We start from the raw sequence: 14,863 nt of genomic DNA, 5'->3' as shown, positions 1-14,863 counted from the left end.
ATTGCGTCAAATTGGCTTAGGGTGGAAAAGCAAAGGGAGTATGTCCTATGTAAAAATACCCACTGGTTTAGTGCATAAGTTTCGGTGTGAGTTAGGTACTACATTGCGATCGCGACCCCTCTCTCCAACTAAGGGCCTGAATTTGGAGAGTTCACCTATGGCAATAGAGCATTCATTTAGGAGACTGTATGAAGAGATTGGCACACTTGGGTGTTTTGGCAGGTTTAGTCAGTAGCCTGTGGCTCGCTCCCGCTATTGGCCGCTATGAGACTGCCACCGCCTTACCGGAAGAACAGGTGCTGCAGATTCTCAACAATGTGCCCGTTTTTATGATCACCAACGACAAAGGGGAGCCGCTGACATTTGAAATCCCTAACCCCCAAGATCGAAATAAGAAAACCCAAGTGTTTACGTTCTTTATTAATCAGAAAGATGCTGAAGGTGCCCTCAATGCTATCAAAACGCAGCAGCCGGAGATTGGTCGTGTGGCGCGGATTTCTGCAGCTGCCCTCAGTGGTGCGGTGAAAATTGCCCTCGAAAGCCGGAAAAATCCTGTTGTTGGTGTGGACATTATCCCCTCAAAACCCCAACTGGAGGCGGCGGTGAATCTGCTCAAACAAAGTGGTGATTTGGTCGAGCGCGATGGCAAAATTCTGACCAAGGATGGCAAACCGTTCATCGGTGGTACTCCCCTGTTTTTCCTAGCGGATAGCAAAACAGGCAACCCCATCGCCGTAGAAGCACAAGTGCGCGAAAACGGCCAGACCCGCACGCAGCGGTTTATTCCCTTTTACTTTGATAAAATGCAACTCCAACGGGAAGTGGATCAAGCCCGTCAGCAGCGACCGGAACTGGTGAAGGATACGGGTATCCGCGTGGTCATGCTGGATAATTTGGTGGCAACTATGCTGAGCACCAACGATCCCGTAGCTGGTCAAATTCAACTGGTACAAACTCCTGAGGCGATTCAGTTTGCCCTGCAACAGCGCGGTGGCAATAATGCCCAGCGCCCAAACCCAGCGAATCAACCCGCTTCCCCCCAACGGCCAAATCCCCAGGGGGGCGGTCAAGGCACAAATCGCAGCCGTTAAGAACCGTTAAGAATCGCTGATGCACTGGCGACGCTTGCTCATGGGACTTCTGTTCCTTGGCTTACTGTGGGGATGTGCCCTGCCCCAAGTGCGAGCAGAGGAGCGTCTGTTTCTCAATGTGGGGGTAGAACTTCGCGGCGAAGTCCAATTAGCCGTTGGCAGCCAGTGGCAAAATACCGAGGTGGGAGGGCTGTCGGGTTTGACCTACGATCCGCGGCAACGGCAGTTCTATGCCATTAGTGACGATCGCCAGCAACCTCGGTTTTACACCCTCGAGATCACTCCCGAAACCATTACCCCCAAGGGCGTGACCTTTCTCCAGCAGATGAATGGTGAGGTGTATCCGCCCAACACCGCCGATACTGAGGGAATTGCGCTGACGCCCGAGGGACACCTGCTGATGAGCAGTGAAGGGGTAACGGCGACAGCGAGCTCGCCCTGGATCAAGGAGTTTGAGCGCAGCAATGGGCGCACCATTACAGCACTACCCATTCCCAAATACTATCTGCCCAATGGTCAGCAAGGGATTCGTAATAATCTTGGCTTTGAGGCGCTGACACTTTCCCCGGCGGGCGATCGCTTGTTTGTCGGTGTTGAATCTGCCCTTGCCCAAGATGTCCGCCCCAATATCCCGATTTACTGCCGTCTGCTTCATTACCTGCGGGGGGATGTTGCCCCGGTGTTGCTGGCGGAGCATCTCTATCCATTGGCTCCCTCAGAGGCAGTGTTTAATGGCCTCGTAGAGCTACTTGCCCTTGACAATGGTGGCCATTTTCTCAGCTTGGAGCGCACCTACAGTCCGGGGGTGGGACATGGCATCAAACTCTTTGAAGTATCCCTGGCGGGAGCGACAGATACCCTTGGCATGGCCACACTACCAGTTGATCTGCGTACAATCCGTCCTGTGCAGAAACGGTTGGTTTTGGATTTGAACACCTTGGGGATTCCCCTGACCAATTTGGAAGGGATGAGTTTTGGCCCCCCCTTGGCCGATGGGGCGCGATCGCTCTATATCATTGGCGACAACAACTTTGACGGCAAAACGCCGACCCAAGTCCTGATATTTGCCCTGACTGTCAAACGCTAGGCCTCAACCGTCAAGAGGCCCAACTGGGTCAGCAGGCGATCGCCATCCACATGCTCCTGAATCATTTGCTCGACACACTTAACTTTGGCAATTTCATGAAGACGCACCTGACCAAAGGCACGATCCACAATTTCGACTGCCGTTAGTGTATCCAGATCCACAGAGAGAATAGGAATTTCCAACTCTTCGGCACGGGCAAGAATGGCAGGGGAAGGCGGCAAATGTCCCGTGAGAATCAGGCAGTGGGTGGAGGTCTCTAAGGCCGCCCATTGAATATCGGTGCGATCGCCCCCGGTAATCACCGCCATATTGTTCGCTTTCCGGAAATACTTCAGGGCAGCACTGACATTCATTGCGCCAATGGTGAGTTCTTCTACTAGCAAATCCAAGCGATCAGGACGGCATAAAACTTCGGCATTTAGCTGGCGTACCAGTTCCTTGACACTGACACTGCGCAGCAACTGACTGCGGGGTAACATACCAAAAACTGGAATTTGGTGGGCCTCGAGATATTGGCGAATAGTAGGCAAGGGTTCGGTCTCGGTTGCGGGAATATCGTTGATGATCACCCCCAAGAGGCGATCGCCCAATTCCGACTTGGCTAGGAGGAGCAATTCCACCACCAAGGGGGATTCATAGCGCACCACCAGTAAAATCGGTGCCTCCAACACCGCTGCCATCTGAGCTAAGTCCAAATCAAACAGTCGCCCCTCTGCCAATGTTGCTGGCCCTTCGAGAAGCACCAAGTCTTCGCTGTTGATGTGGTGATAGGCTGCTAGGGCTTGGCGATAATCCTGCTGATCTGTGCCCGTAAGTCGCGCCTTGATGGCTTCTGGCGTCAGGGTGAGCAAGGTGGGCCGTACATTCTCCAGGTTGAGGGTTTCCTGTAAAAAGCTGACATCGGCTTCGGTGTCTTCACTATCGGTGGCGGGTTGGTATGTACCCAGGGGCTTACCATAGGCAATGCGCAGATGGCGATCGCGACAGAGCTTGGCCAAGCCTATAATCGTTGCAGACTTGCCGCTATAGGGAACCATTGAGCCAATCAATAAATGCTTTCCCACCGTTAAGTTACTCCTCCCGCGACCCAACCCTAAACCCACGAGCCTTACTCAAGCCGTAACAGCTTACGATAAAACGCTTTGGAAAAATCAGCAATACGATGTTTTTTATAGTTGATAATCACATCAATGAGATAATCCACCAGTTCAAATGTGGTGATAGACATTTCGTACTGCAGATCAGGAGAGTTATCAAAGGTCACCGTACAGCGGGATAAATCCGCCGGCAAGTTAGCGATCGTCCATGTGGCAACAAAATCAACATTGTTACCGCCTTCAATTCCGCGTTGTCCCTCCAACTTACCCACACGGTAGAGGGCGATGCCCAAGGGTAGTAGCGGACGCTTCTCAGCACGCATATAGGGGGCAAAGATATTGACTTCCCGAGGGTTGGCAGGCTGAAGCTGATCGAGGGCGGTCATGCAAGAATCCTTGTGTATTCAGTCTTACCGAGTGCTGAGGTCTATTCTACAGTTAGAGCAGCGAGCACGGGAGCCTTGGCTCTAGGACGGTATTTTGTTTTGGTAACATATAGTTAACATAACTAACGAGCACTGCCTATGGTCTTTGATCCCGGAAACGCTAATTTCTACCAGCCTTCTACGGAGGATGGGCAGCCCAATCTGCTCCTGAAGTACCTGCAAAGCCAATCGCCAGAAGTTTTGAGCCGTATTGCTCGTTCCGTCAGTCCAGAAATTCGCCAAATTATCAGCCAAAATGTTCAAGGTCTCGTGGGTGGTCTGCCCTCTGAGGATTTTAATGTCCAAATTGCCACCGATCGCGATAACTTGGCGGGGTTATTGGCCTCAGCCATGATGACGGGGTATTTTCTGCGCCAGATGGAACAGCGCATGGAGCTGGAAATGCGCCTCGGCGATCTACCGATGCCCTAGGTTCTGCCAATATCCTGAATATCCTGAATGTGAGTCTTGGTTGTGTCTGATCCTCGGCAACAGTTTAAGGCACTACCGTGGCGATCGCTAGTGCCCACGGGTCTTCTCGTTGCCTTGCTTGCAGCGCTGTTTGATACAGGGCTTTACTATATTGCGGCTGCCGTTACCGCAGTGCGCGAGGCCCTGATCATCCTGCTTCAACCTCCTGTGGTTCTGCTAGTCCGCCTTGGTCTGAGCATTGGCCTTGGGATGGTGGCAGTGACCTTTTTAGAGGCGTGGTTTAACCCAGCACCTATCTATAGCAGTACCCTTTGGGCGTTATTTCTGTGTGTCCTAGTGAGCAGTATGTTTTTGAGCTTTTTTGGCAGTACCTTCGGACTGCGGCCCCTATTTTTCCCGGCCACCGACGTGTTCTTGATTGGCACAGCCCTGGGGATTTTCTGGCAAGGTCGTCGTTATTGGCGGTACTAGGTTGATTTCTCAAGAGGAGGGGCTCGGCAGCTTTGGAACCACCGCACTAATGTTGGGGTTAAAGGTGGCATCAAAGGCCTCAGCCCCCTGAAACAAATACCACACGGCCTCAATCACACAGGCAATACGCGCAATGCTACCTAGAGAACCGTGGGGTTCTGTCGAAAAAAGTAGCCCCAGCATCAGGTAAACTCCACCCCATAGGGGTTGGCGCAAATAAAACTTATGAAGTCCCGGCAGAAAGATGCCAGCCAACGCTAAGAGAATAGCGATCGCGCGATTACGATAGCCCATCATTGCTCACTGTGAATGACTCTAATAATGCGATATTTATAATGTGATATTCAGTGAACTTTAACAAAATGCAACCTTGAGAAGACTAGATTGCCACAACCATTATCTGTTGCTGTCTTCATTGGCTTAGAATGGCACCCCGATGCCGGGGGGCATGTCAAGTGTTGGGAACGTTTTGCTGAAGCTGCCAGCCACTACCTAGACCGCGTTGACCTGACGCTCTATTTCCTGGGTGCAAAACAACAAACCCTAGCGGTGGGGGCCAATGTTCGCTACCAATTGCTGCCGCCTCAATGCAGCACGCACTCACTAGAGATCATGCGCCAAGGGGCAGGTATGACCGATGTCGCTCCCTTTCACTGGGGATTGCGCCGTTATTTACCCCAGCATCAGGTGTTTCACATTACAGATACCTTTAGCTTTGCTCAAACAGTGCGCCGCTTTTGCCGCCAGCAGCGTCGTCCGCTCCTCAGTTCGATTCACACGGATTTGCCATTACTGACGCGCACCTATTCACGGGAAATTATTTGGCGCATGAGTGGCCGCAGTTGGGGGGCGGCAATTTTGGCGGTGGCTATGGCTGAAGCAACTACAAGTGGATCAGTGGTTTGGTTGCCAAGCCGAACGAAAACTAGCGGGCTTTATGCGGGCCAGCGATCGCGTGCTGGTCTCGCGGCAGCAGGATGCCGATTGGCTGCTCACGTTTTTGCCCCCTGAGCGGGTGGCGTGGTTTCAGCGGGGCATTGATCGCGATCGCTTTCATCCGCGATTTCGCCATCCCCGATGGCTACGGGAGGAGTATCACCTGCCAGAGCAGCCGATCATACTTTTTGTCGGTCGGGTAGATGCCAGTAAAAATGTGCTCCTGTTGGCGCGGGCAGCTCAGGTGTTAGCTAGCCAGGGAAAGGCGTTCCATGTGCTAATTGTGGGTGAAGGGGCGCAGGCTGCCCTTGTCAAAGACCTCTTGGGCGATCGCGTCACCCTCATCGGCAAGGTGCCCCAAGAAAAATTGGGGGCAATTTATGCCAGCAGTGATCTATTTGTTTTTCCCTCGGAGTCGGAAACAGGACCCAATGTGGTGGTGGAAGCACGGGCAGCGGGATTACCGGTCGTCATTTCTGGTTTTGATGCTGGACGCAAATATGTCCAAGCTGCAGGGGAGGATGGGGTAGTGGTTTGCAGTCGCGACCCCCAAGATTGGGCAGCTGCCATTAGCCGGCTGTTAGACGATACCCACTATCGCCAGCGGATGGGGGCACAAGCACACCAAATTACCCAAGCGACCTGCCCCACCTGGCAGGCAGCCTTTGAGCAAAGCATTTTGTTTCAATGGGAAGCAGTTGCCCAAGCCTACGGCTGGCCTCAAAAGGTTTGATCCTCTAGGAGCGCTTCTAAAATTAAGGCCATGTGGGTGTAGTGGGTCCCTCCCTGACAAAAGACAATATAGGGCGGACGCAAAGGGCCATCAGCAGACAGTTCTGAGGTGCTACCATCAATAAACGTGCCGCCAGCCATCACCAGATCATCGGCATAGCCGGGCATGGGTGCCGGTACCGGATCCAAGTAGGAACCCACGGGGGAGTAGCGTTGCAAGGTGCGGCAAAAGGCAATCAGCTTCTCAGGACTGCCCAATTGGATGGCTTGAATGACATCGCGGCGGCGGGTGAGGGGGGCAGGATTGACTGGATAGCCCAGTTGGTCAAAGACATAGGCCAATAGGTGGGCACACTTAAGGGCTTCACCGACCATTTGTGGTGCTAAGAAGAGCCCTTGAAAGAGCAGGCGATGTTGATCAAACGTGGCCCCCCCTTCATGCCCAATTCCCGGTGCGGTGAGGCGATAACTGGCCTGCTCAATGATATCAGCGCGTCCTGCTAAATAGCCCCCCGCTGTGGCGATGGTACCCCCAGGGTTTTTAATCAGTGAGCCAGCAATTAAATCGGCACCGACATGGGGTGGTTCTTGGGTCTCGACAAATTCACCGTAGCAGTTATCCACAAAACAGACCACATTGGGATTTTGACTCTTGATCAGTTGAATCATTTTGCCAATGTCTTCGAGGCTGAGGCTGGGGCGCCATGTGTAGCCGCAGGAGCGTTGAATGAGCACCAGTCGGGTTTGGGGTTGAACACAGGTGGCGATCGCCCCCCAATCTGGCTCACCACTGGCCAGCAGGGGAATCTCGCGATAGTGAATACCAAAGTCCTTCAGGGAGCCCTGTCCTTGACCCCGCAGGCCAATCACCTCTTCTAGGGTGTCGTAGGGGGCACCGGCAAGGGAAATGAGTTCATCCCCAGGACGCAACACCCCAAACAGGGCGGTGGCGATCGCGTGGGTACCAGAGACAAATTGCACCCGCACTAAAGCTGCCTCTGCCCCCATCAGCTCTGCAAACACTCGATCCAGGACCTCTCGCCCCAGATCGCCGTGGCCATAGCCGGTCATGCTACTGAAGTGGTGTACCCCCAGTCGGTGCTGCCGAAAGGCTGCTAGAACGCGATCCAAATTTTTCTTGACGCGGCCATCAATTTCCGCAAATGTGGTTGCAAGTGCCCCTTGGGCAGCAGTGATGAGTGATGTTCTCGCCAATGTCATCGTTCCGGTCAACCTGATAAATAAGAAGCTCTAAGTTTGCGAACTGTAGGTTCGGCCTCGCCACTGCTGGGGACGTTGCCAAGAGGAGAGGGTAATGCGCAGTGCCGCTAGGGGATCCGCAAGAGGTGACAGCCAAAAGAGCCAGCGCCCTTGACCCGTCTGCCAATCATAGACAGGGGCGATCGCCAGTGTCATGCCCCAGCGAATCAGCACCAGTAGGCCATTGAGCAATGTCGCCATCTCAAGGGGCAGGGTAGGAGTAGTTACTGCCAGGGCCACTAACCCCAAAACCAACAGGGGCAACGGCAATCCCTGGACTGCCCAGAGGAAATAGGCATCGCCCCACACTTGGGCGACTGGGGTTGCATCCTTCAGGTCCAGCGATCGCCCCCATTCCCGCCAAGTTTCTGCCATTCCTTCATACATGCGCACCTTGAGTACCTTTGAGCCATCACGAAAGGCCACCCGTGCCCCCGCCGCTGCTATGGCTCGCACCAAGGTCACATCGTCACAAAAGGAGGAAGCGGCAACCTGGTACCCCCCGATCGCTGCGAGGCAGGATCGCCGCACCAACAGGCACTGACCATTGGCCAAAGTCCGCTCCGGTTGCGTTGCCACAGGCGCAGCTGCACCAAAGCGATAGATCAAGGTTAAAAGCAACGCCGGTTGCAGCCACCATTCGCCCCCTGTTTTGAGGACAAAGCAGGGGGAGAGGGAAATGAGATCCAATTGCTCCCGCTGTGCTGTTTCCAAAAGACTGGCCACAAGACCGGGCTGCGGTTGCGTATCCGCATCAATCCCCAAAATCCATTCACTATCGGGATGGACACGACAAAAGCCCGTATGTAGTGCCCAAGGCCGCCCCACCCACCCCGGCGGTAGGGGAGGATCAAACTCCAGGCGCAGACGGGGATCGCAGTGTTGCGCTGCCCGCACAATCTCAACTGTGCCATCTTGGGAATGGCTATCAACAATCAGAATTTCCCGCACCTCGTAGCCCTGGCGCATGAGACCCTCCAAACAGGGGTGCAGTCGCTGCGCCTCATTGAGGGTGGGCACAATAATTGATACCTTGGCCAAGTTTTCTGGGCGGGAGGGCTGAGGGGTCAAGGGGGAAGGGCGTCGCCAACCCGACCCCAAACGGGCGATCAAAACAGCCGCCCAAGGTGCCTGTGCCACGATCGCGCCGCTGGCGATCGCTGCTAGCCCAACTGCAACGGTACTCAACGTTCTTCTTCCTCGTTTTCTGGGGGGAAATTCTCTGGCGGCGGGGCATCCTCTGGGGACAGCTTCAGCCGTTTAATGGGTAAATTGGCAATTAGGGCTGTTGTCCGCTGATCTGACTCTAGGGAAACCGCTAGCCCCTCTGTTTCTAGCTCCACATACCGGGAGACTACCTCTAAAATATCGCGCCGCAGATTGTCTAGAATTTGTGGCGTCAGCGCCGTGCGATCGTGGGCCAACACCAGCTTCAGGCGTTCTTTAGCGGTGGTGCGACTGGGAGGAGTGCGCGTAAACAGCCGCTCCAGAAGTTCACTGATCATTCCTTTGCCCCAAACAAGCGTCGAATCCGACTGAATAATCCCCCGCTTGCCGCCTCTAGATCGAGAAACTCAACGGTTTCTCCCTCCAGGCGGCGGGCAATGTTCATAAACGCTTTCCCAGCTAAGGAGGGAGACTCTGCCAAGACCAAAGGTTCCCCCTTATTGGTGGAAACAATCACCTTCTCATCCTCAGGGACAATGCCAATCAGGGGAATAGAAAGAATTTCTTGGACATCTTCGACGGACATCATATCGTTGGCTGCCACCATTGCCGGGCGCAACCGATTCAAAATGAGATGGCTATTGCGAATGCGGTAGGCCTCCAGCAGGCCAATCACGCGATCAGCATCCCGCACGGCGGCAATTTCGGGGGTGGTCACCACTAAGGCTTCCTGCGCGGGGGCAATGGCATTCCGAAATCCCGCCTCGATCCCTGCCGGACAATCAATGAGCACGTAGTCATAGTGCTTGCTCAGGGCAGTTGCCAACTGTCGCATTTGCTCTGGGGTAATGGCATCCTTATTGCGGCTTTGGGCGGCGGGCAGCAAGACCAATTTATTGAGGCGCTTATCACGCACAAGGGCTTGATCGAGGCGACACTGCCCCGTCAGCACATCAATGGCGGTGTAAACTACCCGATTTTCCAAACCGAGCAGTAGGTCGAGGTTGCGCAAGCCGAAGTCTGCATCAATGAGCACCACCGATCGCCCTAATTTGGCCAAAGCAACACCGATATTGGCACTGGCGGTTGTTTTCCCTACACCTCCTTTACCCGAGGTAATGACAATCGTGCGCCCCATTGAACTCCCTAGGAATTGGCTTACTAGAATAGATTAGCTCAAGGTGCTTCGGATACAGCGAAGACTCGCCCCCAACTATAGGCGGGGGCAATCTGAATCCCTTGGTCGGTGGCGTAGGCCACCTCTGGATAGGGAGGACGAGGGGGATCCGGTGTCCGGGCCACTAGATCAGCAATCCGTAACTGTGTCGCCGCCATTTCAAGGGTCATAATCCGCGCCCCTAGATGACCCTTAGCGCCGGCGTGGGCAACCCCCCGTAAGCGGCCCCAAACGATAATATCGCCGGCGGCAATAATGCTGGCACCGGCATTCACATCGCCAACAATGATCACACTGGCATCATGGTGAATTTCTATTCCTGATCGCAGGGTTGTTTTCAAGTAGAGGGGATTGGCAGTGGGTTCTGGGTTGCCATCGATTTCCTTAGCCAGCAAGGGGGGCAGTTCCCCCTGTTGAACACTGTAGCCAAGGGTAGCAGCGGCGATCGCCGTCTGGCGGCGTTGGGTGATAATTTTGTCCAAGCGCAACTGATGCTCGCTGAGGGCCTCGGCCAACTGTTGCAGCTGTGACTGATCTAAGAGCCGCTGTCCACAGACACAATCGACAGGTAAGGTCTCTGACCAGAGGTGTTCTTGACCGATAAGGTAGAGTTGCACCTGCGGCCACAAATCAATCCAGTCTAAATCGCTAGGCAACGTGAGTCGGTAGCGTCCTTCGGAGTGTTCTAACGTAAGGCCACTGACCAGCGCTGTATTTTGCTCAACCTCTGGAATTGCCTCAATGCCTGCAGTACTTTCCGAGACAGGTTCCTCTACGGGGGTTGACTCCGCCTCACTCATGGTTTTTCTACCCGCAGTCGCTGTGTAATCAAGACCATGCCCGTATCCCGAATTAAGGCTACAGAGACCCAACGATTGCCGGGTTCTTGGGGGGCACGTCCCACCTTAAAAATGCCGCCCGCAGAGAGAAGCTCCAATTTCACCGAGCTGGGATTGGCGTAGGTTTGGGCATTGATGGGCTGATCGCTGGCACCACCAAGGAGAATCGCATTGCCAATGGGTTCTTGAACAATAGCATCAAGGCTAAATTCCTCGCCTGTGCGCACCGTTTGGGGGAGCGAAAATTGAACCGTGGGCGGTGTCGCACCAATGGTGATGGTGGTTTTCTCGGTGGTAATGTCCTGGCGAATAATTTTGCCGTTGCGGATAACTTGGGTGGCTTGGAGGTTGCCACGCATGTTTTGCGGGCGATCGCTGGTGCCGCCTGTGCCTTCAATGGTGGTACTAATGTCTAGAACCCAGTCACTGCCCTGCTGTTGCCAACGGTTGACTGTGGTACGGTAGCGGATATCGCGATAGAGTTGCCAAAAAGTGGGCAGTTGTTTGCGCAATGTCTCAAGGGTGAGACCATCCCCTGTTTTGAACTCAGGATCATAGAAAGCCAAGACGGCCTCTAAATTCTTTTGACTGGCTGCTGCATCCAAGCCATTGACCACCGCTTGCACTGATTGCGGTAAGGGAGCCGAAGTGGCTTGCTCTGGGGGGGCCGCCCAAGTCTTTCCTGAAACACCCCCAGCAATTGCTGCCAAGCCAAGGACTGAAAGCAGAAAGTAGCGACGCATGGTGAACCGCCTTTGCTCCTAGGGTTTATTCATCGTCAAAATTGGCGGAGTTATCCTGCTCATCACTGGGAGGACGATCCAAGGGTTGGTAGGGCACATACTCACTGCCATCGGTGGTGCCTTCAGGACGCGGCCGGGGAGGACGGCGGCGCGTGGGGCGATCGCTCACTGTTGCTGTTTCGGTGGTAGGTGGCGGGGGACGGCGGGTGGGCTGGCGCGTTGGCGTCGGGGGACGATAGGGTTCATCCACAATCTCATCTGACGGTGATGTTGTCGGTCGAGGACGCCGTGATGGGGGACGACGTACACTAGGACGGCTGGGGGGTTCAGGACGGGGCGGGCTACTACGCCGCGAGGGTAAACGTCCTACTGGGGGGGTATCCTCCACATCCTCGTCTTCATAGCGCGATCGCGACACATCGCGGCTACCCCGAATTCGCCGTAAGGGTGGGTACTCCTCCTCTTCCTCTTCATCATCATAGGGTTCCAGTTCCTCTATTTCTGCCCGATAGGTGTAGCTGCGGCTGACGGGTCGCTCCTCATCCACAATGGGGGTATTCCGCCGCGCCTGCTCTGTGGCCACTCGCCGCAAACGAATACTTTCGTAGGCAAAAAAGGCAGCGGTGCCGGTCAGCAGAAACTGGCCAAACAGCAAAATTGGGTCGAGGCGCCATCCTTGGAAAAAGAGAATTCCCCCACACAGGAGTGCCACTGCGGCGAAGAAAATATCATGATCTCGCGCTAACTCCGGCTGAATCGAGCGCAGGAAATAGAGAAGCGCCCCAGCAACGGCAAGGCCAATCCCCAAAAGACCAGCAGGTCCAAGCCCGACATTAACAATTTGACCAAGGAGAGGGGAGAAGGAAAGATAAGTCATTTAACCCATTGACTAAAGGGGCAAAATAAAAAACCTGAGTCACGGCTTTATGGCCATGACCCTATTTTAGGGAGATTGCAAGGTCCACTACTAGGTCTGCTGACTATAAAGAACGCTGCACCTTATCAATCTGACTAATGGCGATCAGAGCCGCAAAGGTTAAACCCAAAACCACGGCGCCGGACAATAGGCCAATAAAGAAACCTTTCAGGGAAGGGGTAATGGTCAGCAGGAGGGAGTATGCAGACTGAATCATAGCTTTGCGTGTGCCGGTCAAAGTGAACACTAGGATTTTAACAAAATCTGGCTTTGGTTTTCAGGAATTAGACGGCATCTCGCCAAGCCCGTAACTGCGTCAGTAGATGCTGCCGAATCCGTTCCCACAATGCGAAGGAAAAGGAAAAGGTGCTTTGGGGTTGTTCTCGGGGGACTAAGCCAATGTTGGCGCCAACCGGTCTGAGCGATCGCCCCATGGCCATCGCTGCTTCCCGCGCCTCTTCCTCCGGATTAATCCACATTAGGGTAGGAGCGGGGAGCCAACGCGCCAGTTCACAATAGCGATCGCGGGGATGATTTTTCACTTGCCCCTCCACTACCAAGGTGGCCGACTCACCCCCATCCATGGCTGTTGCCTCCGTTACTCCCTGCTGCAGTAAGAAATCTTGAAGTTGCGCAAAGGAAAGGCCCGGTGAGCCACCATTCCCACGGCCATCGCTGACAACAAAGACATACTCGTTCCCGCGTCTGCCAAGAATTGCCTTTGGGGACGTGCGATCGCTGTCATCAACGGGTAGCTTTCTGCCACCGTCTAAAAGCTGCTGCGAGCCACTGACCACATTAAAGGGCTGCTCTGGCAACCTGCCGCGATAAAACTCAATGCCTCCTTGGGCAGGAAAATTTACAATTCCCAAATAGCCCCCTCCATAGGGACGCACGACCCGACCATTGACAATGTAGGCTCCGAGAAGCCCCGCTGGAATAGTGCCTCGACCACTCAAGCAGGTTTGCCGCAGTGCTTGGTAACTAATGCCGTCAGGATGGGACTCCCCCATGATCCATTTTTGATAGTCCTGAAAAGAGCGCAGGGACTGAGCATTTAGCCAGCGGAAAAAATTGGTATTCATGGCTGCTACAGCGCCTGTACGCCGCGCAAATGCCGCCGTTGTTTCTAAATAGGTATCTTGGCCACGGGTGGCCGGTTCTGTCATGACCACCCGATAGTCGGCCATCGGCGCCGCCACCATATACACCTGCGTTTGATCTACTCTATGGGTCGAGTAGTGGAGACTTGCCAAAGACATCCCAGCCCAGGGAAGGACACTGAGCATTCGTCATCCTCCGGTAAACAATTGCTTGAGTCTACTCATCCTCAATGACATCGGGAAGGTCTTAATCTGTGCCCAATCTGCCTCAAGCATAATGAATAAATCAACATAAATCTTTAGGTTCTTTTAACCCACATCCTGGGGGAATCTGCCTAGGATCAGGGTGGGATTTTCTGGACGCTTTGGCACCATGGAACAAATACCCGCTTCAATTTGGACACTGACCGCTGGCGTTGTTGTTACCCTGATTAGTTTTTGGGTAGGACATCACCATGGCCTCCTGCCGGAACAGGCCTCTGAGCAGGCTCCCTTGGTGGATAACTTCTTTGACATTATGCTCACAATTGGTACTGCCCTCTTTCTGGTAGTACAGGGTGCCATCATCCTTTTCGTGATTCGCTATCGCCGCCGTGCCGGTGAGGAAGGCGATGGGCTCCCCGTGGAGGGCAACCTACCCCTAGAGGCCTTCTGGACAGCGATTCCTGCTTTGATTGTGATCTTCCTTGGTATTTACAGCGTGGATATTTTCCAGCGCATGGGGGGACTGAATCCGGGGGATCATGCGATGCACTCGCGGCATGCGCCCAAGTCAGGGATGGCCGTTGTTGCCCAAGCCTCCTCGAAAACTACCAGTGATGCAGCTGCCCTCTTAGCAGCAGCGCAAACCCCTGAAATTGGCATTGGGGCTAGCCCTGATGTTCAAGGCAAAGCCCCAGACCTAGTAGTGGATGTGATGGGTATGCAGTATGCCTGGATTTTCACCTACCCCGACAGTGGCATTGTCGCCGGCGAATTGCATATCCCAGTCGGCAAGGACGTGCAGTTAAATATCTCTGCGCGGGATGTGATCCATTCCTTTTGGGTGCCCCAGTTTCGCTTGAAGCAGGATGCGATTCCTGGCGTGCCCACTGAACTGCGCTTTAAGGCCACTAAAGTTGGGACATACCCTGTGGTCTGTGCGGAACTTTGTGGTGGTTACCACGGTGCCATGCGTACCCAGGTGATTGTGCATACCCCAGAGGATTTTGAAAGGTGGCGCCATCAAAACCAAGCGATAGCAACGGCTCCCGTAATTCCCTCCCTGAGCGATCGCCATATCCAGCAGATGGGGATCACCCCGCAACTGGTGGCGCAAGTAGAAGCAATGACCCACCACCATTCTCCCGAAAAGCTTTAGTCTTCACTGTTGCATTCTTGAGAGCGT

General features: G+C 54.1%; 19 protein-coding genes. 7 read left to right on the top strand and 12 right to left on the bottom strand.

The genetic code is table 11. The features are described 5' to 3' along the window. Positions 1-188: 188 nt before the first annotated feature. Together Q0W94_RS01385 and Q0W94_RS01380 are read left to right on the top strand one after the other, a co-directional pair. Positions 189-1,091: a Tic22 family protein gene (locus tag Q0W94_RS01385; RefSeq protein ID WP_297760098.1), complete on the top strand. Its 903-nt coding sequence runs from the start codon at positions 189-191 to the stop codon at positions 1,089-1,091. A gap of 19 nt (positions 1,092-1,110) precedes the next feature. Next, positions 1,111-2,178, top strand: coding sequence for an esterase-like activity of phytase family protein (locus Q0W94_RS01380; RefSeq protein WP_297760095.1), 1,068 nt, complete (start codon positions 1,111-1,113; stop codon positions 2,176-2,178). Here Q0W94_RS01380 and Q0W94_RS01375 read toward each other — a convergent pair. Both Q0W94_RS01375 and ebsA read right to left on the bottom strand, forming a co-directional pair. Next, positions 2,175-3,242 (bottom strand): phosphotransacetylase family protein, encoded by a 1,068-nt coding sequence (locus Q0W94_RS01375; protein ID WP_297760094.1) that lies wholly within the window; start codon positions 3,240-3,242, stop codon positions 2,175-2,177. The genes Q0W94_RS01380 and Q0W94_RS01375 overlap by 4 nt on opposite strands. A 44-nt stretch (positions 3,243-3,286) precedes the next feature. Next, entirely contained in the window at positions 3,287-3,661 is a 375-nt protein-coding gene (ebsA, locus tag Q0W94_RS01370) for a type IV pilus biogenesis protein EbsA (RefSeq protein ID WP_297760092.1), read from the bottom strand. A 138-nt stretch (positions 3,662-3,799) separates the two neighbouring features. On the opposite strand from ebsA, the gene Q0W94_RS01365 reads away from it, so the two are divergent. Together Q0W94_RS01365 and Q0W94_RS01360 are read left to right on the top strand one after the other, a co-directional pair. Continuing rightward, the gene (locus Q0W94_RS01365; RefSeq protein ID WP_297760090.1) at positions 3,800-4,132 is read left to right on the top strand and encodes a DUF760 domain-containing protein; all 333 of its coding nucleotides are present in this window, start codon (positions 3,800-3,802) and stop codon (positions 4,130-4,132) included. A gap of 42 nt (positions 4,133-4,174) precedes the next feature. Next, positions 4,175-4,603, top strand: coding sequence for a hypothetical protein (locus Q0W94_RS01360; RefSeq protein WP_297760088.1), 429 nt, complete (start codon positions 4,175-4,177; stop codon positions 4,601-4,603). A gap of 9 nt (positions 4,604-4,612) precedes the next feature. Here the strand turns inward: Q0W94_RS01360 and Q0W94_RS01355 are convergent, their stop codons facing one another. Continuing rightward, the gene (locus Q0W94_RS01355; protein WP_297760086.1) at positions 4,613-4,900 is read right to left on the bottom strand and encodes a TM2 domain-containing protein; all 288 of its coding nucleotides are present in this window, start codon (positions 4,898-4,900) and stop codon (positions 4,613-4,615) included. Between the two features lie 87 nt (positions 4,901-4,987). On the opposite strand from Q0W94_RS01355, the gene Q0W94_RS01350 reads away from it, so the two are divergent. Next, the gene (locus Q0W94_RS01350) at positions 4,988-5,614 is read left to right on the top strand and encodes a hypothetical protein (protein WP_297760084.1); all 627 of its coding nucleotides are present in this window, start codon (positions 4,988-4,990) and stop codon (positions 5,612-5,614) included. After that, the gene (locus Q0W94_RS01345) at positions 5,541-6,272 is read left to right on the top strand and encodes a glycosyltransferase (RefSeq protein ID WP_297762457.1); all 732 of its coding nucleotides are present in this window, start codon (positions 5,541-5,543) and stop codon (positions 6,270-6,272) included. The genes Q0W94_RS01350 and Q0W94_RS01345 overlap by 74 nt, the downstream gene beginning before the upstream one ends. Here Q0W94_RS01345 and Q0W94_RS01340 read toward each other — a convergent pair. The 9 genes from Q0W94_RS01340 to Q0W94_RS01300 all read right to left on the bottom strand — a co-directional run bounded on the left by Q0W94_RS01340 (position 6,260) and on the right by Q0W94_RS01300 (position 13,662). Then, complete coding sequence (locus tag Q0W94_RS01340) at positions 6,260-7,492, bottom strand: methionine gamma-lyase family protein (RefSeq protein ID WP_297760082.1); 1,233 nt, start codon at positions 7,490-7,492, stop codon at positions 6,260-6,262. The two genes, Q0W94_RS01345 and Q0W94_RS01340, sit on opposite strands and share 13 nt — an antisense overlap. A gap of 30 nt (positions 7,493-7,522) precedes the next feature. Beyond that, complete coding sequence (cruG, locus tag Q0W94_RS01335; RefSeq protein ID WP_297760080.1) at positions 7,523-8,719, bottom strand: 2'-O-glycosyltransferase CruG; 1,197 nt, start codon at positions 8,717-8,719, stop codon at positions 7,523-7,525. Continuing rightward, positions 8,716-9,036: a cell division topological specificity factor MinE gene (gene minE, locus Q0W94_RS01330; RefSeq protein ID WP_297760078.1), complete on the bottom strand. Its 321-nt coding sequence runs from the start codon at positions 9,034-9,036 to the stop codon at positions 8,716-8,718. Before minE ends, cruG begins: the two co-directional genes overlap by 4 nt. Continuing rightward, positions 9,033-9,836, bottom strand: a complete 804-nt coding sequence (gene minD / locus Q0W94_RS01325) for a septum site-determining protein MinD (RefSeq protein ID WP_297760076.1) — start codon at positions 9,834-9,836, stop codon at positions 9,033-9,035. Before minD ends, minE begins: the two co-directional genes overlap by 4 nt. Before the next feature lie 38 nt (positions 9,837-9,874). Next, the gene (minC, locus tag Q0W94_RS01320; RefSeq protein WP_297760074.1) at positions 9,875-10,675 is read right to left on the bottom strand and encodes a septum site-determining protein MinC; all 801 of its coding nucleotides are present in this window, start codon (positions 10,673-10,675) and stop codon (positions 9,875-9,877) included. Continuing rightward, positions 10,672-11,457, bottom strand: coding sequence for a nuclear transport factor 2 family protein (locus Q0W94_RS01315; RefSeq protein WP_297760072.1), 786 nt, complete (start codon positions 11,455-11,457; stop codon positions 10,672-10,674). The genes minC and Q0W94_RS01315 overlap by 4 nt, the downstream gene beginning before the upstream one ends. 25 nt (positions 11,458-11,482) lie before the next feature. After that, entirely contained in the window at positions 11,483-12,334 is an 852-nt protein-coding gene (locus Q0W94_RS01310; RefSeq protein ID WP_297760070.1) for a Ycf66 family protein, read from the bottom strand. A gap of 103 nt (positions 12,335-12,437) precedes the next feature. Beyond that, entirely contained in the window at positions 12,438-12,590 is a 153-nt protein-coding gene (locus Q0W94_RS01305; RefSeq protein ID WP_024125038.1) for a photosystem II reaction center X protein, read from the bottom strand. 67 nt (positions 12,591-12,657) lie between these two features. Next, entirely contained in the window at positions 12,658-13,662 is a 1,005-nt protein-coding gene (locus Q0W94_RS01300) for a phosphodiester glycosidase family protein (RefSeq protein WP_297760068.1), read from the bottom strand. A 187-nt stretch (positions 13,663-13,849) separates the two neighbouring features. Here Q0W94_RS01300 and Q0W94_RS01295 point away from each other — a divergent pair, with 187 nt between their 5' ends. Next, entirely contained in the window at positions 13,850-14,836 is a 987-nt protein-coding gene (locus Q0W94_RS01295; RefSeq protein WP_315863142.1) for a cytochrome c oxidase subunit II, read from the top strand. The last annotated feature ends 27 nt before the right edge of the window (positions 14,837-14,863 follow it).

This window comes from Thermosynechococcus sp. (assembly GCF_025999095.1).
Classification (GTDB): Bacteria; Cyanobacteriota; Cyanobacteriia; order Thermosynechococcales; family Thermosynechococcaceae; genus Thermosynechococcus.
The sequence above is the reverse complement of the archived record's forward strand: the minus strand, read 5'-3'. Positions and strand labels throughout refer to the sequence as shown.

Excerpts from the sequence above, each read along its gene's own strand:
- Q0W94_RS01295 (WP_315863142.1), top strand. The coding sequence starts at position 13,850 with ATGGAACAAATACCCGCTTCAATTTGGACACTGACCGCTGGCGTTGTT.
- Q0W94_RS01365 (WP_297760090.1), top strand. The coding sequence starts at position 3,800 with ATGGTCTTTGATCCCGGAAACGCTAATTTCTACCAGCCTTCTACGGAG.
- Q0W94_RS01345 (WP_297762457.1), top strand. The coding sequence starts at position 5,541 with ATGCGGGCCAGCGATCGCGTGCTGGTCTCGCGGCAGCAGGATGCCGAT.
- ebsA (WP_297760092.1), bottom strand. The coding sequence starts at position 3,661 with ATGACCGCCCTCGATCAGCTTCAGCCTGCCAACCCTCGGGAAGTCAAT.
- minD (WP_297760076.1), bottom strand. The coding sequence starts at position 9,836 with ATGGGGCGCACGATTGTCATTACCTCGGGTAAAGGAGGTGTAGGGAAA.
- Q0W94_RS01340 (WP_297760082.1), bottom strand. The coding sequence starts at position 7,492 with ATGACATTGGCGAGAACATCACTCATCACTGCTGCCCAAGGGGCACTT.
- Q0W94_RS01310 (WP_297760070.1), bottom strand. The coding sequence starts at position 12,334 with ATGACTTATCTTTCCTTCTCCCCTCTCCTTGGTCAAATTGTTAATGTC.
- Q0W94_RS01380 (WP_297760095.1), top strand. The coding sequence starts at position 1,111 with ATGCACTGGCGACGCTTGCTCATGGGACTTCTGTTCCTTGGCTTACTG.
- minC (WP_297760074.1), bottom strand. The coding sequence starts at position 10,675 with ATGAGTGAGGCGGAGTCAACCCCCGTAGAGGAACCTGTCTCGGAAAGT.
- Q0W94_RS01315 (WP_297760072.1), bottom strand. The coding sequence starts at position 11,457 with ATGCGTCGCTACTTTCTGCTTTCAGTCCTTGGCTTGGCAGCAATTGCT.
- Q0W94_RS01355 (WP_297760086.1), bottom strand. The coding sequence starts at position 4,900 with ATGATGGGCTATCGTAATCGCGCGATCGCTATTCTCTTAGCGTTGGCT.
- Q0W94_RS01305 (WP_024125038.1), bottom strand. The coding sequence starts at position 12,590 with ATGATTCAGTCTGCATACTCCCTCCTGCTGACCATTACCCCTTCCCTG.
- minE (WP_297760078.1), bottom strand. The coding sequence starts at position 9,036 with ATGATCAGTGAACTTCTGGAGCGGCTGTTTACGCGCACTCCTCCCAGT.
- Q0W94_RS01385 (WP_297760098.1), top strand. The coding sequence starts at position 189 with ATGAAGAGATTGGCACACTTGGGTGTTTTGGCAGGTTTAGTCAGTAGC.
- Q0W94_RS01300 (WP_297760068.1), bottom strand. The coding sequence starts at position 13,662 with ATGCTCAGTGTCCTTCCCTGGGCTGGGATGTCTTTGGCAAGTCTCCAC.